21 protein-coding genes are annotated in these 20880 nt (G+C 72.5%); 8 read left to right on the top strand and 13 right to left on the bottom strand.

Annotation, left to right across the window (positions count from 1 at the left end; translation table 11 throughout):
• Nucleotides 1–45: 45 nt before the first annotated feature.
• From AB0M59_RS02765 to AB0M59_RS02750, 4 genes are all read right to left on the bottom strand, one after another.
• Nucleotides 46–1041 carry an acyl-CoA dehydrogenase family protein gene (locus AB0M59_RS02765; protein WP_364607443.1) on the bottom strand — a complete coding sequence of 332 codons (996 nt, stop codon included), beginning with the start codon at nt 1039–1041 and terminating at the stop codon, nt 46–48.
• The gene (locus AB0M59_RS02760; protein WP_364607440.1) at nt 1041–3542 is read right to left on the bottom strand and encodes an ATP-binding cassette domain-containing protein; all 2502 of its coding nucleotides are present in this window, start codon (nt 3540–3542) and stop codon (nt 1041–1043) included. Before AB0M59_RS02760 ends, AB0M59_RS02765 begins: the two co-directional genes overlap by 1 nt.
• Nucleotides 3543–3550: 8 nt before the next feature.
• Entirely contained in the window at nt 3551–4420 is an 870-nt protein-coding gene (locus AB0M59_RS02755; RefSeq protein WP_364607437.1) for a branched-chain amino acid ABC transporter permease, read from the bottom strand.
• A gap of 77 nt (nt 4421–4497) precedes the next feature.
• Nucleotides 4498–5289, bottom strand: a complete 792-nt coding sequence (locus tag AB0M59_RS02750) for an SDR family NAD(P)-dependent oxidoreductase (protein ID WP_364607434.1) — start codon at nt 5287–5289, stop codon at nt 4498–4500.
• A gap of 6 nt (nt 5290–5295) precedes the next feature.
• On the opposite strand from AB0M59_RS02750, the gene AB0M59_RS02745 reads away from it, so the two are divergent.
• Nucleotides 5296–6345: an NAD(P)-dependent alcohol dehydrogenase gene (locus AB0M59_RS02745; RefSeq protein ID WP_364607432.1), complete on the top strand. Its 1050-nt coding sequence runs from the start codon at nt 5296–5298 to the stop codon at nt 6343–6345.
• Between the two features lie 11 nt (nt 6346–6356).
• Here the strand turns inward: AB0M59_RS02745 and AB0M59_RS02740 are convergent, their stop codons facing one another.
• The 3 genes from AB0M59_RS02740 to AB0M59_RS02730 all read right to left on the bottom strand — a co-directional run bounded on the left by AB0M59_RS02740 (nt 6357) and on the right by AB0M59_RS02730 (nt 9680).
• Nucleotides 6357–7394, bottom strand: a complete 1038-nt coding sequence (locus tag AB0M59_RS02740) for a phenylacetaldoxime dehydratase family protein (RefSeq protein WP_364607429.1) — start codon at nt 7392–7394, stop codon at nt 6357–6359.
• An 11-nt stretch (nt 7395–7405) separates the two neighbouring features.
• Nucleotides 7406–8398 (bottom strand): carbon-nitrogen hydrolase family protein, encoded by a 993-nt coding sequence (locus tag AB0M59_RS02735; protein ID WP_364607426.1) that lies wholly within the window; start codon nt 8396–8398, stop codon nt 7406–7408.
• A 328-nt stretch (nt 8399–8726) separates the two neighbouring features.
• Nucleotides 8727–9680, bottom strand: a complete 954-nt coding sequence (locus AB0M59_RS02730) for a helix-turn-helix domain-containing protein (RefSeq protein ID WP_364607423.1) — start codon at nt 9678–9680, stop codon at nt 8727–8729.
• Between the two features lie 56 nt (nt 9681–9736).
• Here AB0M59_RS02730 and AB0M59_RS02725 point away from each other — a divergent pair, with 56 nt between their 5' ends.
• Complete coding sequence (locus AB0M59_RS02725; RefSeq protein WP_364607420.1) at nt 9737–10459, top strand: SDR family NAD(P)-dependent oxidoreductase; 723 nt, start codon at nt 9737–9739, stop codon at nt 10457–10459.
• Between the two features lie 141 nt (nt 10460–10600).
• The gene (locus AB0M59_RS02720) at nt 10601–11593 is read left to right on the top strand and encodes a LuxR C-terminal-related transcriptional regulator (protein ID WP_364607417.1); all 993 of its coding nucleotides are present in this window, start codon (nt 10601–10603) and stop codon (nt 11591–11593) included.
• Nucleotides 11594–11722: 129 nt separating this feature from the next.
• Here AB0M59_RS02720 and AB0M59_RS02715 read toward each other — a convergent pair whose 3' ends face one another.
• Together AB0M59_RS02715 and AB0M59_RS02710 are read right to left on the bottom strand one after the other, a co-directional pair.
• Nucleotides 11723–12463 carry an SDR family oxidoreductase gene (locus tag AB0M59_RS02715; protein ID WP_364607414.1) on the bottom strand — a complete coding sequence of 247 codons (741 nt, stop codon included), beginning with the start codon at nt 12461–12463 and terminating at the stop codon, nt 11723–11725.
• A gap of 90 nt (nt 12464–12553) precedes the next feature.
• A complete protein-coding gene (locus AB0M59_RS02710; RefSeq protein WP_364607411.1) occupies nt 12554–13219 on the bottom strand; it encodes a DUF4190 domain-containing protein in 666 nt (221 codons plus the stop codon).
• Between the two features lie 376 nt (nt 13220–13595).
• Between AB0M59_RS02710 and AB0M59_RS02705 the strand changes: the two genes are divergently transcribed.
• On the top strand, nt 13596–14330 hold the full coding sequence (locus tag AB0M59_RS02705; RefSeq protein WP_364607408.1) for a hypothetical protein: 735 nt from the start codon (nt 13596–13598) through the stop codon (nt 14328–14330).
• On the opposite strand, the gene AB0M59_RS02700 is transcribed toward AB0M59_RS02705, so the two are convergent.
• The 4 genes from AB0M59_RS02700 to AB0M59_RS02685 form a co-directional block, all read right to left on the bottom strand.
• Nucleotides 14309–14749 carry a nuclear transport factor 2 family protein gene (locus tag AB0M59_RS02700; RefSeq protein ID WP_364607405.1) on the bottom strand — a complete coding sequence of 147 codons (441 nt, stop codon included), beginning with the start codon at nt 14747–14749 and terminating at the stop codon, nt 14309–14311. The two genes, AB0M59_RS02705 and AB0M59_RS02700, sit on opposite strands and share 22 nt — an antisense overlap.
• Nucleotides 14746–15195 carry a cupin domain-containing protein gene (locus AB0M59_RS02695; RefSeq protein ID WP_364607402.1) on the bottom strand — a complete coding sequence of 150 codons (450 nt, stop codon included), beginning with the start codon at nt 15193–15195 and terminating at the stop codon, nt 14746–14748. Before AB0M59_RS02695 ends, AB0M59_RS02700 begins: the two co-directional genes overlap by 4 nt.
• A gap of 14 nt (nt 15196–15209) precedes the next feature.
• A complete protein-coding gene (locus AB0M59_RS02690) occupies nt 15210–16697 on the bottom strand; it encodes an NAD(P)/FAD-dependent oxidoreductase (RefSeq protein ID WP_364607399.1) in 1488 nt (495 codons plus the stop codon).
• A gap of 100 nt (nt 16698–16797) precedes the next feature.
• Complete coding sequence (locus AB0M59_RS02685; RefSeq protein WP_364607396.1) at nt 16798–17625, bottom strand: IclR family transcriptional regulator; 828 nt, start codon at nt 17623–17625, stop codon at nt 16798–16800.
• A gap of 21 nt (nt 17626–17646) precedes the next feature.
• Here AB0M59_RS02685 and AB0M59_RS02680 point away from each other — a divergent pair, with 21 nt between their 5' ends.
• From AB0M59_RS02680 to AB0M59_RS02665, 4 genes are read left to right on the top strand one after another with little or no spacing between them, the layout of a single operon-like run.
• A complete protein-coding gene (locus AB0M59_RS02680; RefSeq protein WP_364607393.1) occupies nt 17647–18435 on the top strand; it encodes an SDR family oxidoreductase in 789 nt (262 codons plus the stop codon).
• Between the two features lie 14 nt (nt 18436–18449).
• Nucleotides 18450–18956, top strand: a complete 507-nt coding sequence (locus AB0M59_RS02675) for a cupin domain-containing protein (protein WP_364607390.1) — start codon at nt 18450–18452, stop codon at nt 18954–18956.
• On the top strand, nt 18953–19846 hold the full coding sequence (locus tag AB0M59_RS02670) for an alpha/beta fold hydrolase (protein ID WP_364607387.1): 894 nt from the start codon (nt 18953–18955) through the stop codon (nt 19844–19846). Before AB0M59_RS02675 ends, AB0M59_RS02670 begins: the two co-directional genes overlap by 4 nt.
• Nucleotides 19846–20775, top strand: coding sequence for a 2,3-dihydroxyphenylpropionate 1,2-dioxygenase (locus tag AB0M59_RS02665; RefSeq protein ID WP_364607384.1), 930 nt, complete (start codon nt 19846–19848; stop codon nt 20773–20775). Before AB0M59_RS02670 ends, AB0M59_RS02665 begins: the two co-directional genes overlap by 1 nt.
• The last annotated feature ends 105 nt before the right edge of the window (nt 20776–20880 follow it).

The raw sequence follows: 20880 nt of genomic DNA, 5'->3' as shown, positions 1-20880 counted from the left end.
ATTGAATAGGTCGTGCGGGTCCGCTGTCAACCCGCCACCGGGTGGTTAAAGTCCCAACGCGGCGGCGAGGCGCGCGCTGTGGTCCTGTGGGGTCCCGAACAGCACCTCGTCCGCCCGGGCGCGCCGGACGTAGCGGTGCGCCGGGTGTTCCCAGGTGAATCCGGTCCCGCCGTGCAGCTGGACGTACTCGGTGACCGCCAGCCGGTACGCGCCGGTGCACACGGTGGCAGCCGCCGCGGCCGCCACGGGCAGTTCCGCCGATCCCGTCACGACGCAGGCGATCGCATAAGCCGCGGCCGAACGGGCGGCCTCGTACTCCACCAGGAGGGCCGCGAGCCGGTGCTTGACCGCTTGGAACGACCCGATCGGCCGGCCGAACTGCCGTCTTTGCTCCACATAGGACACCGTCGCGTCCAGTGCGTGCCCGATCCCGCCGAGCTGTTCGGCGGCCAGCGCCGCGCGGCCGATGTCGAGCACCCGGGGCACCACGTCCGCGCTTCCGATCGGCGTGGCCGGTGCATCACGGAACTCGAGCCGCGACTGAGGCCGGGTCTCGTCGAGCACGCGCAGGGGTGTCCTGGAACCCGCTTCACAGGCGAACAACCGGTCCCCCGCCCGCACCAGGACCAGGTCGGCGTCGCTCAGGACGAAGTCCGCCGTGCCCCACACGGTTCCGTCGCGCACTTGGACGTCGCCATCGAAGGCGACCGTCGCGGTCAGCGTGCCGTCGGCGATGCGGGGCAGGTACCGATCGTCGTCACAGAGCAGCAGGGTGTACCCGGCGAGGACGACCGTCGGCAGCAGCCGCGCGGCGCACAACGCGCGTCCGGCCTCCTCCAGGACCACGGCCAGCTCGGCGAACGAGTACCCGGCGCCGCCGTGCTTCTCGGGGATCGCGAGACCCTGGACGCCCAGTTCCCCGGCCATCCGTTTCCAGAGCGCCTCGTCTTCCCCGTGTGCGGCGAAGAAGTCCCTGGTCACGGCGCGGAGTTCACGCTGCTCCGGTGTCTCGGTCAACAAGGCCGGGTCGATCGTCAGCATCACGCCTCCAGCGTCGTCACGTCACGCACACCCAGGGCGACGGCGTGCTCGCCGCCGAAGTAGGCGGACTCGGCCCGCCTCGCGAACGCGGGATCGGCCGCCGAGCCGTGCGCGGCCACGACCCCTTCGTGCAGCACGACCACGTCGTGGCAGGTCGCCATCGCACGGCTCAGCAGCTGTTCCAGCAGGACGACGGTCAGTCCGCCCTCGGCGAGTTCGCCCAGCCGCGCGTACACCTCGTCGACCAGCGCCGGAGCGAGGCCGAGGGCCGGTTCGTCGACGACCAGGACGTCCGGACCGGCCATCAGGGCACGGGCGATGGCGAGCATCTGCTGCTCGCCGCCGCTGAGGCCGGCGGCCTGGACCGACAGCCGGTCGCGCAGCCGCGGCGGCAGCCACTCGGCCGTCTCGTCGAGCTTCGCCCGCAGAGCCGCCCCCTTGAGTCCCACGGAGTACGCGGCGACTTCAAGATTTTCGCGCAGGGACAGGGTTTTGAACAGCGCGCGGCCTTCCGGGACGAGGCTGGTGCGCACCGCGCGGACGCCGGTGTCGCTCGCCTCGCGCGTCCCGCCCGACGGTCGAAGCGAGCCGTGCAGGATGCGGCCGAGGGTGCTCTTGCCGGCGCCGTTCGCGCCGACGATTCCGAGGACGGCGCCCTCGTGGACGTCCAGGTCGATCCCGCGCAGTGCCGCGACGCCGCCGTAGTGGTGTTCGACGCCGGCCAGCCGGACCACGACCGGGCTGTCGGCGGCGCGGGCGGGCAGCGCGGCGCGCGGGGTCGTCGTGCCGAGGTAGGACGCCTGCACGGCGCTGTCGCGCAGCACCTCCTCCGGCGGTCCTTCGCCGATCGGCCGGCCGAAGTCGAAGGCGACGACCCGGTCGGCGACGGCGAACAGGTCGTCCAGCACGTGGTCGATGACCAGCACCGCGGCACCGCCGTCGCGCAGGCGCTCGATCTGCCGTGCCGCGGTCGCGCGCTCGTCGGCGTCCAGGCCGCCGAACGGTTCGTCCAGCACGAGCAACGCGGGCTCCTCGGCCATCGCGCGGGCGAGATCCAGCCGCTTCTGCAGTCCGAACGGCAGCTCGGCCGGGTAGCGGCCGGCGACGTCGGCCAGGCCGACGCGGGCGAGCAGCTCGCCGGCGACGCGGCGGTGCCGGGGCGTGATCCGGCGGTGCGTGCACAGGACGTTCTCCAGGACGGTGAGCTCGCCGAACGTCTCCGCGTGCTGGAAGGTGCGCCCGATCCCGAGCCGCCGCCGGGCGGTGGCGCGGGTGGTCAGCAGCTGCTTGCCGGCGTACTCCGCGCCGCCGCTCACCCGGCCGCCGCCGATCAGTCCGGAAAGGACGTTCATCAGCGTGGTCTTGCCGGCGCCGTTCGGGCCGATCACCGCCAGCACCTCGCCCCGGCGGACCGAGAGCGACGCGTTTTCCAGGGCCTTCAGGCCGCCGAAGCGCACCGACACGTCCGTCAAGCTGAGCAGCGGCGGTCCCTCGGGAGCGCGGTGGACAACTTCGGGTTCCGGCACGGTCACCGCGAGGGGACGCGGCGGGCGGACGAACTTGCGGGCGAGCTTGCCGAGGAACGGCACCACCCCACCGGGCAGGAAGATCAGCGCGGCGATCAGGACCAGCCCCTGCACCACCGGCTGCGGCAGCCCGACGGACGAGGCCAGCGTGGGCGACCAGGCGAGGTAGCCCCCGCTGACGACGGCGCCGAGCACGCTGCCGACCCCGCCGAGCACGCACGACGAGATGAGCGAGATCCCCAGGTTGAGCGAGAACGGGTCGGGACTGACGAACCCGCTCAGCAGGCCGAGCAAGACGCCGGCGAATCCGGTGAAGGCGGCGCTCACGGCGAACGCGAGCGCCGACTGCGCTTCGGGGGCGATCCCGATCGACTGGGCGACCAGGGGGTGCGACTTCGCCGCCACCAGGCGCATCCGCAGCGCGGAGCCCTTGGCCAGGACGGCGATCGCGAGGCACACCCCGGCCGCGGCGACGGCGAGCGTCTGCGCTTCGCCGCCCCCACTCGGCAGCGCCCCGGCGACAGTGTCCACTTGCGACACCGGGACGCCCTGATCGCCGCCGGTGACGTCGGTCCAGCGGTTGATGACTTCCAGGGAGACCAGGCTGAACGCGAGGGTGAGCAAGGCGATGTAGAGCGTCGAGAACCGGGCACCGGCGTAGCCGAGGAAGCCACCGAGCACGGCGCTGGACACGACCGTGCCGACGACGATCGTCTCCAGGGGCCAGCCGTGGCCGCTGCCGTAGGCGGCGAAGTACGCGCCGACCGCGAAGAACGCGGGATGCCCGACCGACCAGACGCCGGACCAGCCCGCGAGGAGGCCGACCGAGAGCACGACGATCGTGTAAACGGCGGCCAAGGCGACAGAATACGCCTGGTAGGGCGGGATCACCCCGGAGTTCAGCACCACGATCAGCGCGATCGCGGCGAGGGGCCCGAGCAGGGCCCGCGTCACCCGGGAGCCGAGGAAGGTCATGGCGTACCTCAAACCCGTTGGAAGGTGCGCGTGCCGAACAGGCCTTGGGGCCGGATCAGCAGCACGAGGACGGTGAACGTGAAGACGAAGGTGTCGCGGAAGCTCGCCGAGACGTAGCTCGCGCCGAGGTTCTCCAGCACGCCGACGACCAGGCCGCCGACGACCGCGCCGTACATGCTGTTGAGCCCGCCCAGGAAGATCCCGGCGAAGGCGCGGAACAACGGCGCGGACAGCACCGCGGGCGCCAGGCCGACCTTCGGCGCGTAGAGGCACGCGGCGAGCGCGCCGAGCCCGAGGCCCAGCGCCCACGCCAGGCGCGCGATCCGCTGCGCGTTGATCCCGACGACCTGTGCGGTGTCGGCGGACTCGGCGACCGCGCGCATCGCCGAGCCGGTGGTGGTCCGGCCGAACAGGAACGCGACCAGGCCCATCGCCACGCCGGCCACCGCGATGGTCAGGAGGCTCTGCGCCGGGATCGCGAGGCCACCCGCGCGGACGGTGCCGTCGACGATGCTGGGGAACGACTTGGGCTGCGTGCCCCAGATCGAGCTGATCACGCTTTCGCCGATGAGCGCGACGCCCATCGTCACCACGAGGGCGGCGAACAGCCGGCCCTGGCCGAGCGGCCGGATCACCACCTCGCGCACGAGGAGCCCGGCGACGACGGTCACCACGACCGCGCCGAGGACGCCGACGATGACCGCGGCGCCGTTGTCGTGGAACGTGATCGCCGCGTACAGGCCGAGCGTCGCGAGACTGGCCAACGCGAAGTTCACGACGTCCGTGGCCCGGTAGACGATCACCAGGCCGAGGCCCATCAGGCCGTAGATCGCGCCACTGGCGATCCCGCTGACGAGCACGAGCAGGAATTGATCCACGTCTTCCCTCTCCCTTGAGGACGAAGTGAACTCAGTTCAGGTGACGGTAGCCGCTGCCGCCGTCGCAGGCAACCCCGTCAGGCGGTGAAGCGGCCGCCGTTGGCCAGCACCACCGAGCCGGCCAGGTTGGCCGCTCCTTCACCGGCCAGGAACAAGGCGACGTCCGCGATCTCGTCCGGGGTCGCGTACGCCCCGCCGCCGGACTCGGTGAAGGCCCGGCGAAGAGCATCGGGCGTCCGCGCGGCCATCCCGGTCTCCGTCGGCCCGGGCGCCACCACGTTGACCCGCACGCCGAACGGGACGACCTCCTTCGCCACCGCTTGGGCCAGCGCGTGCACCCCGGCTTTCGATGCGGAGTAGTGCGGATAGCCGGCCGGGGCGTCGAACGCCGACGAAGACCCGACGACGACCACGGCACCGGTGCGGCGCGGCACCATCACGCGGACCGCGGCGCGCAGAACGTGGAACGTGCCGTCGAGGTTCACGCCCAGCACCCGCCGCCAGGACCGGACATCCAGCGCCGCCGTCACCTCCGCCGGCCGGCCGGCCTCCCAGGCGTCCGCGATCCACTGCTTGGCCTGGGGATCGTCGATGCCGGCCGCGTGCACGACGACGTCGAGGCCGCCGTGGTCGCGGTCGATCCCGGCGACCAGCCAGTCGACGCGGTCCGGGTCCGAGACGTCCACCTCCGCCGCCCGCGCGCCGGCCAGCGGCGCGGCGACACGCTCCGCGGCCGCGAGGTCCCGGTCGGCGAGCACGAGCCGCCGGGCGCCGGCCAGCTTCCGCGCCACCGCGGCCCCGATCCCCGACCCGGCGCCCGTCACGAGCACAACCTTGTCCGCGAACTGCCCTACCTGAACTGAGTTCATTTCTGTATGGTCGGCGTTGTGAGCCCGGTGCGCAAGACCCCGGCCCTGCGCCTCACCGCGTGGGGCGATCCCCCGTCACTCGCCGACGCCGACGTGCCCGAACCGACCGGCACCGAGGTGCTGGTCCGCGTCGAGGCGGCCGGGCTCTGCCACTCCGACCTGCACGTGCTCGACGCCGCCCCGGGTGCGCTCCCCTACCGGCCGCCGTTCACGCTCGGCCACGAGATCGCCGGGCAGGTCGCCTCGGCTTCGGACAGCTTCGCCGTCGGCGACCGGGTCGCCGTGCACGGTCCGTGGGGCTGCGGCACCTGCCGGCGCTGCGCGGTGGGCGAGGACAACTACTGCGACCGGCGGGCCGAGCTGTCCTGGTCCGGCGCGGGCCTCGGCCGCGACGGCGGGATGGCGGAGTACGTGCTCGTTCCGCACGCCCGCCACCTGGCGCCGATCGGCGACCTCGACGTCACCCAGGCGGCTCCGCTGACCGACGCGGGGCTCACGCCGTACCACGCGGTGGCCGGGCTGACGCTCGGCGAGGACGCGGCCGTCGTCGTCATCGGCGTCGGTGGGCTCGGGCACGTGGCGATCCAGATCCTGCGCGCCACCACGCGAGCCCGGGTGTTCGCCGTCGACGTCCGCGAAGACGCGCTGGCCCTCGCCGACCGGTCCGGCGCCCACCGGACCCTGCTCACGAGAACCGACACCGCGGCCGTCCTGCGACGCGAGTCCGGCGGCGCCGACGCGGTGCTCGATTTCGTCGGCAGCGACCCGACTCTGTCGCTCGGCGCGCGCATCCTGCGTCCCGGCGGTGCCCTGGTGATCGTCGGCAGCGGCGGCGGGCAGCTCACCGTCACCAAGCCCGGCCCCCTCCCCCAGGGCGCGTCGGTGTCGCTCCCGTTCTGGGGCAGCAGCCGGGAGCTGCGCGAGGTGATCGCCCTGGCCCGGGCGGGTCATATCCGCGTGGAGACGGAACAGTTTCCCCTGTCGGCGGCCGAAGAAGCGTTCGCGCGGCTACGGGAGGGGCGCATCCGGGGCCGCGCGGTTCTCCTGCCCGGCTGACCCCGGCCGGCTCACCTCCGCCCGGCCTCGTCGACCGCCACCGCACCGAGCAGACCGGTGCCCGGGTGGCAGCCGACGTACTCGAAGTACTGCTCGTCGGCCGCCGCCACGGTCACCTCGTGGTACAGGCGCAGCCGGGCCGCGGGACCGAGCGTGGACAGGTACTTCATGGCCTGGCCGAAGATCGCCTTGTGCGTCGGGTGGTCCTTCGCCCACCGGTCGAGGTCGGCGAGGCTGCGCCACCAGCTCATCCCGAAGGTCTTGTCGGCGAAGGTCCCGTCGGCGCCGACCACGCGCAGGTACCGGTTGGCGTAGCAGCCGATCGCGCGGCCGTGGTCGCGCAGGAAGTCCATGCCCGCCCGCAGGACCGGCTCGACCTCGTCGAGGTACATGCGTCGTTCGTCGCCGTCGGTGTCGGTCCAGTCCTGGCCCGAGCGGATGAGGCACAGGTTGTGCTGACCCCGCACCACTCGCCGCTGCCCGTCGTCGACGACGGCCGGCGGTGCACCGGGATCGAGCCGGTCCCGTTGACCGAGCGGGACGCGGTCCCGGGCACCGCCCCAGTACGCGTGCTCGCGCACCTCGCCGCTGAGGGTGCCCGCGAGGTGCGCGACGCCCTCGATCCGGTCGTTGGAGAAGAGCGTCTCGAACCGTGCCGTCGACGGGCGTAGTACCTCGACGAAGAACCCGTCGGCGCGCAGCCACCGCGGCCGGACGGCGGCGAACCAGCGTTCGTGGCGGGCGGGGTCGTCCCAGTAGGCGATGGTGACGACCGTCCGGAAGCCGGCCTCGTCGACGTACGCGGCCCGGTCGACCCGGCCGGGCCCGTCCGCGTCCGCGCAGGCCGCATCGAGGTCGGCCAAAGCGGTTCGGACGATCGCCGGTTCGTTGTCCGAGCGGTACTGGACGCCGAAGTAGGCCATGGCCACTCGCGTCACCGAGGGCGCGAAGCGGGCCACGAACGACGGGTAGGGCGGCTGCCAGCCCGGCCGCGGTCCGGGCGCCGCGGTCCGGTCCGTCGCCAGGTGCGGGGGAATCGCCGATTCCATGGTCGCTCTCCTCAGGCGATCGGCGCGAACTCGAGGGCGGCGGGGTGTTCCTCCGCGGGTGTCTCGACGACCGTCGGCGCGGGGTTGCGGTTGACGAGCAGCCGCAGCACGTCCGGGCGGGAGTAGTGACCGACCGGGTCCGCGGCCGACTTGGCGATCGCGATCAGGTCGGGGTCGAGATCGCCGTAGAGGATGCCTTCCTCCGTCTCGGGCAACGCTTCGGCCAGCGGCGAACCCTCGGGACCGTAGATGCGCGCGAACCCGCCGCCCGGCAGGAGCAACTGCCGCTTCAGGTCGGTGTCGCAGAACAGCTCGAGCGCGGCCGGGCCGATCACGCCGCAGGGAGCGACGACGAACGTCCCGCCCTCGACCGCGTAGATGAGGCTGGCGGCCGTGTTGACCTCCGGTCCCAGCGCCCGCGCGGCGCCGCGGTAGACCGAGAAAGCGGGCCAGGCCGCGACGTGGATTTCCTCGCCCTGGCTGTACATCGCGTACTTGGTCAGCGGTTGCAGGTGTTCCCAGCAGTTCAGCGCGCCGAGCCGGCCGAGCGGGGTGTCGTGGACCTGCAGGTCGCTCCCGTCGCCTTCGCCGAACACCGCGCGCTCGACGTGGGTGGGCTTGAGCTTGCGGCGCACCGAAATCAGCTCGCCGGTGCCGGCGACGAACGCCTGCGCCATGTACAGGCTGCCGCCGGCCCGTTCGCTGAAGCCGAAGACGACGTGGATCCGGTGCGCGGCGGCGGCGCGGCGGATGCGGTCCATCTCGGCGCCGTCGCGGGTCATCGAGTTCGCGGCGTACCGCGGGACGAACGCCATCCCGGCCGCGGGCGAGTCGAGCCAGATCCACCACGGGTAGCCGGGGAGGAAGGTCTCGGGGAACGTCACCAGACGGGCGCCGCCCGCGGCCGCCTCACCGATCAGGCCGACGACCTTGTCGACGCCGGCGGCCAGGTCCAGCCAGGCCGACTCGGCCTGGACGGCCGCCACGCGCACGGTTTCCTGCATTGCCGGGCTCCTTCGCGGAGGTGCTGGGGGCCTCCCACGATGCGCCGGCGCGGAAGCGTCCGGCTGACCGATCGTGCCGCGGTCGCTTACCTCGCGTGCCACGCGCGGCGAACTCCCCGGCGACCGGCCCCGCCATCTACCCCCAGGCGCCAATCGCAGCGACCATCACCTACCCGCGTGCCGCACACGGCGGTACTCCCGGCGACCGGCCACGCCACCGCCACTCACCCCGCACCCACGACGGCAGTCCCCGGCCGACCGGCCACGCCACCGCCATCTACCTCGCGTGCCACCCACGGCGGCACTCCCCGGCGACCAGCCCCACCGCCTACCCCGCGGGCCGCCCACGGCGGTACTCCCCCGGCGACTTACCGGTGACAGCCCGGAACGCGCGGTGGAACCCGGACTCGCTGTCGAACCCACACGCCGTGGCGACCGACCCGATCGTCCGCCCGGGGTCGGCGACGAGGATCTCCTGCGCCCGCTCGATGCGCAGCCGGCGCAGCCGCGCGGCGATTCCTTCGTCGCCGGCGATCCGGTACAGCGTGCGGCGCGACACCCGGCACGCCCGGGCGACCGTTTCCGCGTCCAGCCGGGGATCGGCGAGGTTGCGGCGCAGGAACGCCAGCACGCGCTCCCGCGCCACCGCTTCCGCGGCCTGCGGGCCGGGCCGGGCGTTCCCGGCGAACGACGCCGTGGCCGAGAGCAGGCCGAGCGCGTGGGGAAGCAGCACCGCGGACTGGTCCGGGGCCGTCCTCGCCGTGTCGGCCAGCGACGTGAAGAAGGTCGAGACGACAGCGCCCGGCGTGCCGCGGCCACAGGCCCGCGCGGTCAGCCGGCGGGTGTCGCGCACCAGCAGCTCGCGCTTCGGCACCTGGACGACGAGCTGGTGGAACGGGTCGTCGAAGTGCAGGGTGTAGGGCCGCGTGCTGTCGTAGAACGCCAGGTCACCGGGCGAAAGCAGGGCGGTCCGGCCGTCCTGTTCGATCCGGCCCCGCCCCCGCACCTGGATGCTCGCGAGCAGGTACTCCTCGTCCCCGCGCGCGACCAGCGACCGGGTGCGCCGCACGTGCTGGCCGCCGGCCACGACGGTGGACAGTTCGAGGTCGCCGACGGGAACGTGCTCGATCCGGCCGCTGAACCCGGCGCCGGCGACCGGTTCGGCGACGAGCCGGACGAACGTCGCGCAGATCATCTCCCGCCAGTAGGCGAACGCCTCCTGCGCCGACACCATCGAGGTCGTCAGCTCCGCGTAGGCACCTCTGTCCAAAGTGGCGGACACGCACTGAGTATCACCAGCTCACGGGGGCGATGTCCAGCGAGCGTAGCGTCGGGGCCATGGCACGGATCTTCGTCACCGGCTGCACCCAGGGCCTCGGCCGCCTCGCCGCCGAAGCCCTCCTCGACGACGGCCACCGCGTGGTCGCCCACGGACGTGACGCCGGCCGGCTGGACGACCTGGCCGCGCGCGGTGCCGACGTCGTGGCCGGCGACCTCGCGGACCTCGAGCAGACCCGGGCCGTGGCCGAGCGGGTGAACCGGCTCGGGCGGATGGACGCCGTGATCCACAACGCCGGGGTCATGACCGGTCCGGCGGTGCTGCCGGTCAACGTGGTCGCGCCCTACCTGCTGACCGCGCTCGGCACGCGGCCCGCGCGCCTGGTCTACCTCAGCAGCGGCATGCACCGCGGCGGCCGGGCCGAGCTGCCCGGCCTCGACTGGTCAGGCACCCGATCGACCGCTTCCTACTCCGACAGCAAGTTGTTCCTCACGACCCTCGCGGCCGCCGTGGCCCGGCGGTGGCCGGACGTGCGCACCCACGCCGTCGACCCCGGTTGGGTTCCCACCCGCATGGGCGGCGCGGGCGCCCCCGGCGACCTGCGCCTGGGAGTGCTGACCCAGACCTGGCTCGCGACGAGCGACGACCCGGAAGCGCTCACGACCGGCGGCTACTGGCACCACCGCCGACGCCTCGACCCGCACCCCGCGGCCGGCGACCACGACTTCCAGGAGCGGCTGCTCGACGCCCTCGCCGAGCACACCGGTACTCCGCTCGCCTGAATCAGGGACGCGAATGGGTCTCCATGAGAACTCCTCCGTTTCTCGCAGCATTGCGGTGCCGCGACAACGGTCTCAGCAAGGACGCCGGCGCTCCATCGCTCGCGGAGTGACGGATTCGCCGCAGGGCCTCATCATGGGTCGATGCCCGCCGACGATTCGGACAAGCCGGCCCGGCTGAGGGTCGATGCCGAGACGACGCTGATCCTGCGCGAGGCCTTCCACAAGATCGACGCCAACTACCGCAGCGACCACTACGGCCTCTACGACTACGCCCGGGCCGTGATGAGCAAGATCGTTCCCCTGGACCACTTCTACATCGGGTTCTTCCACGGCGCGAACCGCGTCCGCTACCCCTACGGCTACGACAGCGGCATGTACACCGATCCCGCGTCGCACATCTACGGCCCGCACGGCCAGGCCGCCTGGCTCCTGAAACACCGCCAGACCTACCGGATGCGGTACGACAACGGTGCCGCGCTCAACGCCGGCGTCGCTTCCGGGGACACCAGCCGCGCTTCCGCCGACGCCGTCACCACTCCGCTGTTCCGCCGCGGCCGTGACGGCGAACCGGCGGTGTTCGGCATGATGTCCATGCAGAGCTACGAACCCGACGTCTTCGACGACAATGCGGTGCGCGCCTTCGAATGGCTGGCCGACCTCGTGGCCCGCGTGCTGACCAAGGAGGCAGAGGACCTCGACGCGCTACGCCGCCTCCCGGCCGACGTCGACGACGCACCGCAGCTGGTCACCGCGGACCACATCGTCGAGCTGCTCTCCTCTCGCGTGGCCGACGTCCGGCAGCGGGCCCAGGACGCTCTCGCCGCTCCCGACGCGGGCTCGCTGCGCGAGGCCCTGCAGCGCATCGTCACCGACTGCCAGCAGCTCCAGTCGGATCTCGTCGAGTTGACGCTCAACATCGACAACGGCCCCGAGGAACGCTTTCGCTCGCTCACCGCCGCCGAACAGGGCGTCGCGGTGCTGCTCGGCAACGACATGCACAACGACCAGATCGCCCGCGAACTGGGGATCAGCCTCCACACGGTCAAGAGCCACGTCCGCAACATCCTGGCGAAGTACCGGATGAGCGGACGCGCCGGCGTGGCCGACGACGTCCGGAAACACCTGGCGCGCTGACCGGTCGGGCCGGCGAGCCGGGGCCCCCGGACTCCCGGACCGGATCGATGGTGGGCGCGGCATCGCCGGGGCGGTGACGGCCGGGCCGAGCGCCGCGGTCAGCCGGTGATGCCGATTCGCCAGGGTTGTTCAGCCCTGGCGAGCCGGCCGGATCGTCAGGTCCCCGATTTCGACGTCGTCGGGCTGGTCGATCGCGAAGGCGATCGCCCGGGCCACCGCCTCGGGGTCGATGCCGAGCTCGGCCATGGTCCGCTGGGCCTGCTCCCGCACGGCCGGGTCGTCGACGGCGTGGTCGATGAACTCGGTGCGGACGTAACCCGGGGAGATCGACGTCGTCCGCGGCACCCCGTCGGTGCTCTCCTGCCGCAGGCCCTCCAGGAGCGTGCGGACCGCGTTCTTCGTCCCGGCGTACACCGCCTGGGTGGGGACGATCTTCAGCCCGGAGGTCGAGACGACCGTGACGAGGTGGCCGCTGCCCTGACGGCGGAACACCGGCAGGGCCGCGGCGATCCCGTGCAGGATGCCCTTGACGTTCACGTCGACCATCGCCGACCAGCCTTCGACGTCCAGGTCGGCGACGGGGCCGATCCGGCTGACCCCGGCGTTGCCCACCAGGACGTCCAGCCGGCCGAAGCGCTCGACGGCCGCGGTGACGAGCGCCCGGAGGTCGCCGGGATCGGTGACGTCCACGCGTAGGGCGGCCGCCTTGCCCCCGGCGGCTTCGATCTCGGCGACGAGCCGGTCCAGCCGGTCGGTGCGCCGGGCCCCGAGGACGACGGCCGCGCCGAGCGAGGCGAGGTGACGCGCGGTCGCCTCGCCGATGCCGCTGCTGGCGCCGGTGATGGCGACGACCTTGCCGTGAATGGTCATGAGGTACCCCTGATTGAAGTGGACATGTGTCCGTTTACCTTAGTGGACACGTGTCCGCTTCTGTCAAGCCCGCTGCGTGCCGCCGCGGGTTCAGGGCTGGTAGGTGCAGAACGCGCCGACGCTGTTGTGCTGCTCGACGACGGTCTTGCCGTCGACGGTGATCTTGCAGGTGTTGTCCTTGTCGCCCAATTTGAAGTCGACCGGGGTGACGGTGACCGAGGTGAACGACAGGTCGTCCATCGACAAGGTCTGACGCCAGGTCTTGCCCTTCTCCAGGACCTCCTGGGAGTTCGCGGTGAACCCGCTGCTCCACTGCACGTTGGACTTCGCCGCCGTCGTGACCTCGAGGACGACGGCGTGCTTGGCCGATGCCGCCGCACTCGGGGCCGCCGCGGCCGGATCGGACCCGGCGTCCGCGACGGCGGCCGGTGCCGCCGGAGCCGGCAGGCCGTTGGCGGTGTCGCTGACGGCCTTGCCGAACGCGGCCGTCCAGATCACGCAGATGAGCAGGCCGATCGCCGAGAGCACGACGGCGGTGATGGCCAGCCCCTTGTTCGACGCCTGGCCGCGGTTCGCCCGCAGCACCCCGACGATGCTGAAGATCAGCCCGAGGATCACCAGTGGCCACGCGACGACGCCGATGATCGGGATGAACGCGAAGATCAGGCCGACGAGGCCGAGGACGAACCCGGCGGTGCCGAGGCCGTTCTTGTACTGGACCGGAGCGGGCATGGGCGGGATCGGGGCGTAGGACACGGTTCCTCTTTCAGTGCAGCGGCGGCACGACCGAATGCGGTCACGCTCTGGGCCATCCGTCGCCGCACGGGTCGCGCGCGTAACAGGGCCGGAAAGCCACTCCTGGTAACGAACCGGACTCAACAAACGTGAATGCCGACCATTTCCGCTGGTGAAAGTAGTGAGAGACCTCCTCACCGTCGTTACCCAGGGTTAGAGATTGAAACTTCAAGTTCACTCGTACGGAGTACGTGTTCGATCGATGCTCCGAAGCGGGGGCGCTGCAACCGGGGGACGCGGGAGACACCACGCGCCAAGTCGTAACGGATCACCCATCCGGCCGATATCCCGATCGTGTCCGGGACATCCGGGCCTTCACGAACGGAACCCTCTCACCATGCCTCGTTTCCACCTGGGAGCGCTCATCGCCACCGGGGCCGTCGCCGCCCTGATCTGCACCGGCTGCTCGACCACCGCGGGCGCGCCGGAGCCGGCCGCCGCGTCGACCGGTGCTTCGACGTCCGCGAGTGCCGCCGCCCCCTCGCTCGACGGGGCGAAGGCCGGCTCCGCCGTCGCCGCGGCCGCGAAGCAGGCCAAGGCCGTCCACGTCCGGGGCACGGTCTCCGAGGGCGGGAACCTCAACCTCGACCTGCAGCTCAACCCGGAGAGCGCGAGCGGCACCGTGGTGCAGGACGGTCTCGAGATCCCGGTCCTGCGCGACGGCGACAAGTACTTCTTCCGGTTCAGCCAGTCGCTGATCGAGAAGGCCGGGATCCCGGCGTCGGTGGGCAAGCTGCTCAAGGACAAGTGGGTGCCCTCGACGTCCAAGATCGGCGCGGGCATCGGCGACGCGTTCAAGCAGTTCCTGGACTACAAGACGTTCACCGACAACACGATCGGCCAACTGGAGTCGGCGCCGTTCACCGGCGGGGAGCAGACCACCAGCGGCGGCGTCCCGGCGTTGACGTTCACCAGCCCCGACGGCACGGCGACGGTGGCCGCCACCGAGCCGCACTACCTGCTGCGCATGCAGGAGGCCAAGAGCGGCACGCTGGAGTTCTCCGACTGGGACAAGCCGACGACGGTCACCGCTCCCAAGGGGTCGGAGATCTACTCGGGTCCGGGCGCCTGACCGACGGTTTCCCGGAGTGCCGGGCTCGCGTGGGGCGAGCCCGGCACCGAGCCGGCCCGGGCGAAGGCCGGCGTGATGTCCATGTGGACGCGGTAGTCGGTCACCCGGTCCCCCGCCAGCCGGATGACCGTCACGCACGGCAGGGCCAGCGGGGTGCCGTCGGGCGCCGCCGTCTCGATCGTGAACCGGCAGAACAGCTGGTCCTCCCCCACTTCCGCGACCTGCTCGACGACGTGGCGGACCCACGGCAGCGCGCCCGCCGCGCCGGCGGTCGCCTCGGTGATCGCGGCGCGGCCGGTCAGCGGCTCGTCGTTGGCGAACGCGTACGTCGCGTCGTCCGCGAACCACGAGGCGAACGCCGGGGCGTCGCCCGCGTCGACCGCCGCGCACATCGCGTGGACCATCCGTTCACGGTTCACTTCCGCAGCTCCAGCCCGTACCGCGTCATCACTTCCGCGACCAGCTTCATGTCGCGCCCGGGCGGGAGCTGGGACAGTTCCCGGTAGTAGTTCTCCAAGCCCGGCGGCGAAACCACCGCGATGACGCGGGTCTCCTCGTCGAACGGGTTGCGGAACACGTGCGGCACCCCGCGCGGCATCAGCAGCGAATCGCCCTGGCCGAGGACGTGCCGCTCGCCGTCGAGCTCCACCTCGACGCGGCCCTGGACGCAGGTGAACAGCTCGTCCTCGCGGGTGTGGACGTGGGTCGGCGGCCCGCCGAGGCCCGGCGGCACGACGTACTCGAACAGCGAGTACGCGCCGTTCGTGTCGGCGCCGGTCAGGCGGGCGTGGATGCCCAGCCCGATCGCGCCGAGGTTGGTGCCGTCGCCGGGGCGGCTGACGTGGTGGCCGGTCGCGGTGCTCATCGGGAACTCCTTCGCTACAGCGCGGTCTTCGCGGGTTCGGGGCTGTCCTTCAACCGGCTCAGGACGGCGGGCGTGAGCGACCGGTACGCCGCGGGGACGACCGGGTTCAGCCAGTGCGTGAAGCGGGTGAAGCGGCCGATCTGGACGCCGAGGTCGCCGAGCACCTCGTCGGCGTTGTGGATGGAGAACGGGATGATCTTGGTGCCGCGGCAGTGGTGCGCGCCGGTCGCGACGTCGAGGAAGGCCAGCTGGGCGACGACGTCCGCGCGCCGGGCCGCCTCGTCGGGCAGCGTGAGCGCGCCCGCGAGGTCGGCCGCGATCCACACCGCCGCCAGCTCGGCGTTGAGCGGGCTGAAGAACGACGAGTTGTACCCGTTGAAGTAGAGGCCCGGCGCGGCCAGCGGCTGGATCTGCCGGTACAGCAGGAAGTTCCCGCGTTCGTCGAACAGCCGCTCCTGGACGGCGCCGGGCAGGAACGGGACGCCTTGGGTGAACCCGGTAGCGCAGACGATCAGGTCGGCCGGCAGCACCGTGCCGTCGGCCAGCTCGGCTTTCGGTCCGCCGTCGGCGAACAGCCGCTTGATCACCTGGTCGCGGTGGACGCGGATCGAGCCGTCGGCCACGCCCTCGAAGAACCCTTCGGTGGCCAGGCCGATCGCGTTCTTGACGATGTCCTCCATCCGCCCGCGCGGCACCAGGGCGTGCTTCGCGAGCCCGAACTGCCGCACTGACACGCTGCCGATGGAGTTCAGCATCGAGCGGCGCAGCCGGTTTCCGGGGCCGTGCAGGAACTTCTCGAACCCGCGCAGCCGGCGGTAGCGGAACAGCGCCTCGCCCAGCCGGGTCAGCAGCAGCATCTTGAAGTTGAGCACGCCGGCGATCTTGCGCGGCACCTTCCACAGCAGCTGGCGGGCGATGACGTCAGTGGTCGCGGCGACCTCGCTGAGGGCCACGGTCACGTCGCACGCGGACTTGCCGTACCCGACGACGAGCACGTGCTTTCCCCGCGCGTCGGAGACGTCGTGGAAGTCCGACCCGGCCAGCAGCCGTCCGCCGGCCGCCTCGAACTCCGCGCGGCCCGGGTAGTCCGGCAGCGCGGGCTCGCAGAACACGCCGTTGGCGACGACGACGCGGTCGACCACCGAGGCCCCCTGCGCCCCGGTGGTCACCACCCACCGCGCGCCGTCCGGGACCACCGACTCGACGGTCGTCCCGAGCCGCAGGTGAGGCGTGACGCCGAACTCGTCGGCGTAGTCGGCGAGGTACTCCTGGATCTGCGCGCCGGTCGGCCACTCCGGGAAGTGCCGCGGCATCGGGAAGTCCGAGAACGAATACTGGGCCTTGGGGCTCTGCGTGGTCAGCCCCGGGTAGCGCCGGGTCCGGCTCCACACCCCGCCGACGTCCGGGGCCCGGTCGAAGACCTCGACGTCGTGGCCGGCCTGCAGCAGCACCTTGGCCGTGGTCAGCCCGGCCACTCCGGCCCCGATGATCGCGACGCGCATGCCTGGTCCTCCTCGTCCGCACGTCCGGGCCGGGTGGCCCGGCTCGGCGTGCGCCACAGCGTGGATCAGCCGCCGGCCGCGAACCAACCGCGAGTCCTGGTCACTGGGACGGCAGCTCGGGCCGGGGCACCGCCCACCGCCGGGCGGAGTAGGCGCGGCTGGCCGCCGCGGCCGCCATCCGCACGGCGGGCCCGATCCGGTCGGGCTGCACCGCGGCGCTGGGCCCGGTGACCGAGAGCGCGGCGGTCACGCCGCCGGTGAAGTCGAAGATCGGGGCCGCGACGCAGCTGATGCCGACGTTGCCCTCCTCGCGGTCGTAGGCCCAGCCCTGCTCGTGGACGACGGCGAGCTCGCGCTCCAGCGCGTCGGCGGTGGTGATGGTGCGCGGGGTGCGCCGGGTGAGCCCGCCGGCGACCACCGCGCCGACCGTTTCGGCGTCCGACCAGGCGAGGATCGCCCGGCCCAGCCCCGAGCAGTGCGCCGGGATGAACCCGCCGACCTGGTCGAGCATGGGCAGCGGCCGGTGCCCGCTGATTTTCTCGACGACGAGCACGCGGGTGCCTTCGAGGACCCCGAGCTGCACGGTCGTCTTGGCCGCGGCGTAGAGGTCCTGCAGGTAGGGCAGCACGGCCTCACGCAGCTCGTGGCGCACCGGCACCAGGCCGGACAGCTCGAACAGGCGGTTCCCGATCCGGTACTTCTCGCCGGGCTTGTCCAGCCAGCCGAGCTCGATCATCCGCGCCGCGGTGCGGTGCACGGTCGAGCGCGGCAGGCCCGAACGCTCGACGAGCCGGGACAGCGTGAGCTCGCGGTGGGTCGCGTCGAAGGCGTCCAGAAGGGCGGCGGCGCGTTCGAGCGCCCCGGACGCCGCCCTGTCATCGCTGGAGTCCCGGGCAGTGGGACCCGTCCTTGGCCGGCCGGCGCTCATGGCCCGAATGTAGGTCACATCATGGAGAGCAACCAGTCTCATCCGAAACGCCGCCGCGTCGCCCTCGTCGGCGGCGGTGCCGGCGGCATCGGCTCGGCCTGCGCGGCCGCGCTGCTGGCGACCGGGCACCACGTGGTCCTCGCCGGCCGCACGGAGACGACGCTGGCCGAGACCGCGGCGGCGCTCGGCGGCGCCGGGTACGTCGTGTGCGACCTCGCCGATCCGGCCGCGGTGGCGGACGCCGCGGCTCGGGTGCACGAGCGGCACGGCTCGCTCGACGTCGTCGTGGCCAACGCCGGCGGACCGGCGCCGGGCCGCGTGTTCGACGTCCCCGCCGAGCAGTGGCACCACGACCTCGACCTGCTGGTCCTCGGCCCGCTGGCGCTGATGCGCGCCGCGCTGCCCGCGATGGCCGAACGCGGGTACGGCCGGGTCGTCGTGATCAGCTCGACGGCGGTGCGGCAGCCGCAACCGGACCTCGCCGCCTCGACCGTGCTGCGCTCGGCGACGACGTCGGCCGCGAAACTGGCCGCCCTCGAGTACGCCGACCACGGCGTCACGGTCAACTGCGTCGCGGTCGGCGCGACGCTCACCCCGCGGCGCCTGGAGATCGTGCGCAGCCGGGCGGGCGCGGCGGGCGTCGACGTCGCGACCGCGATGGCCGAGGACGTCGCCGCCATCCCCGCCGGACGGGCCGCCGCGCCCCGGGAGGTCGCGGCCGCGGTGGCGTTCCTGGCCTCGCCCGAAGCAGGCTATGTCAACGGATCCGTGCTGACCGTCGACGGCGGCCGCACGGAATGTCCCGCCTGAGCGGAAGGTGCGCCATGACCACGTCCGGACCCGGCTTCGCGATGCCCGACTTCCTCGCGAGCATCAGCCACACCGTCCGCCCCGACGGCCGCCGTCCCCTCGTGGTGCACGACGGCGACCTCGAAGAGATCCCGCCGGGCACCGTCCCGAACCCGACGTCGCTGCGGATCGCCGGCACGCTGCCGACCGCGACGTTCGAGCTCTTCCGGCAGGTCATCCCGGCCGGGATGAGCTCGGACCTGCAGCGCCACCACCACGAGACCGTCCACTTCGTCCTGAGCGGCGACGGCCACAGCGAGATCGAGGACGAGACCGTGAACTGGACGACGGGCTCGTTCGTCTACACCCCGCCGTGGACCTGGCACCGCCACCACAACGACTCGGCCGGGCACCCGGTCGAGTTCCTGACCATCGAGAACTCGCGGCTGCTCGGCCCGCTCGGGCTGAACCGCCGCCAAAGCGCGGGGATGGCGACCCTCGCCGAAGCCCGCGCCCGCTTCGACCACCGGGAGGACCAGTGACCGAGCCGATCCCCGACCACATCGGCATCTGGGGCGAGCTGGGCGAGCTCGACCACACCCTGCGCCACGTCGACGTCCCGCTGGACGGACGTCCCGTGCGGACGCGGGTCCTGCAGGCGGGCATCGGGCCCGACCTGGTCCTGCTGCACGGGACCGGCGGGCACCTCGAGGCCTACGCCCGCGACCTGGCCGGCCTCGCCCGCGACTTCCGCGTCACGGCCTACGACATGGTCGGGCACGGCTGGTCGGACCTGCCCGACCGGCCGTACACGATCGACGTCCTGTCCGCGCACCTCGTGTCCCTTTTGGACGTTCTCGGCATCGCGCGGGCCCACCTGTCCGGCGAGTCGCTCGGCGGCTGGGTGGTCGCCTGGACCGCCGCCCACCACCCGGACCGCGTCGAGAAGCTCGTGCTCAACACGCCGGGGAACATCGCCAACAAGCCGGAAGTGATGGCCCGGATGCGCGACAGCACGATGGCGGCGGTGCTCGACCCGAGTGACGAAACCGTGCGCCGCCGGGTCGAGTTCCTCTTCCACCACAAGGAGATGGTGACCGACGAGCTGGTGAACCTGCGCCGCCGGGTCTACTCGCGGCCCGGGTTCGTCCGGGCGATCGGCAACACGCTCGTGCTGCAGGATCCCGCGGTGCGCAAGGCCTTCGCGTGGGACCCGTCGTGGGTGTCCCGCGTGAAGGCGCCGACGCTGCTGCTGTGGACCAGCCACGACCCGACCGGCGGGCTCGACGAGGCCGAACTGCTGCTCGGCTGGCTGCCCGACGCGCGGCTGCACGTCATCGACGACGCCGGGCACTGGCCGCAGTGGGAGAAGGTTCCGGAGTTCCTCGACGTCCACCGCACCTGGTTGCTGGCCGGGAAGGACCCGTCCTGATGGCCGAGATCGCCGGGTTCGCCGGCATGTCCCACAGCCCGTTCGCGACCCTGCTGCCACCGCCGGCCGAGGGCGGCCCGGGCGCGCAGTTCCTCGCCGACGCCGACCGGGCCCGCCGCGCGGTCGAGGCCCTCGCCCCGGACGCGGTCGTCGTGATCGGGCCCGACCACTTCCACGGCAACTTCTACGACGTGATGCCGCCGTTCGTCCTGGGGGTCGAACACGCGGCGGGGTTCGGCGACTTCGGCAGCACCGAAGGTCCGCTGCCGGTCGCCGGGGAGCTGGCCTGGTCCGTCCACAACGGACTGACCGACGCCGGCTTCGACGTGTCGCTGTCGTATTCGCTCACCGTCGACCACGGCATCGTGCAGACCTACGAGATGCTGACCGGCGGCACCACGCTGCCGATGGTGCCGGTCGTCGTCAACACGGCCGCGCCGCCCCTGCCCACCCTCCAGCGGTGCGTCGCGTTGGGACAAGCGCTGGGCGCGGCCCTGCGTTCGGCGGACTTCCCCGGCCGGGTCCTCATCGCGGCAAGCGGCGGGCTGTCGCACTGGCTGCCGTCGAACGACCCCCGCTTGGTGGCGGGTGAACGCCGCGAGTCGCTGATCCACGGACGTGCGGACGTCCGCGCCTTCGCGGCGGCCCGCGAACCCCGCGTCCGCGCCATGGGCGGCGACCCGGGCGCCCGCGTGAACACCGAGTGGGACCGGTGGTTCCTCGACCGCCTGACCGCCGGCGACGCCACGGCGATCGCCGACCTGGGCCACGAGACTCTCGAAGCCCTGGCCGGCAGCGGCGGCCACGAGGTGCGCTGCTGGCTGATCGGCCAGGTCGCCGCCGGGGCACCGCTCGGGTGGACGAGCTACGAGCCGGTGCCGGAGTGGATCACCGGCATGGGCATCGGCACCACGTTCGCCGTCGCCTGAGCAAGACCGCGGTCTTGCCGCGTGGCCGGTGATCGCGCGCGGTGACGTCGGCGGCGTCGATCCGGTGGGCGTTCGGCGCGGCCGGGCGGGAGCCCGCAGCCACGG

This window comes from Amycolatopsis sp. NPDC051371, assembly GCF_040682155.1.
In the GTDB taxonomy this organism is placed as follows: Bacteria; Actinomycetota; Actinomycetes; order Mycobacteriales; family Pseudonocardiaceae; genus Amycolatopsis.
Note: the sequence above shows the minus strand (reverse complement) of the source record. Positions and strands in the feature narration are given on the sequence as shown.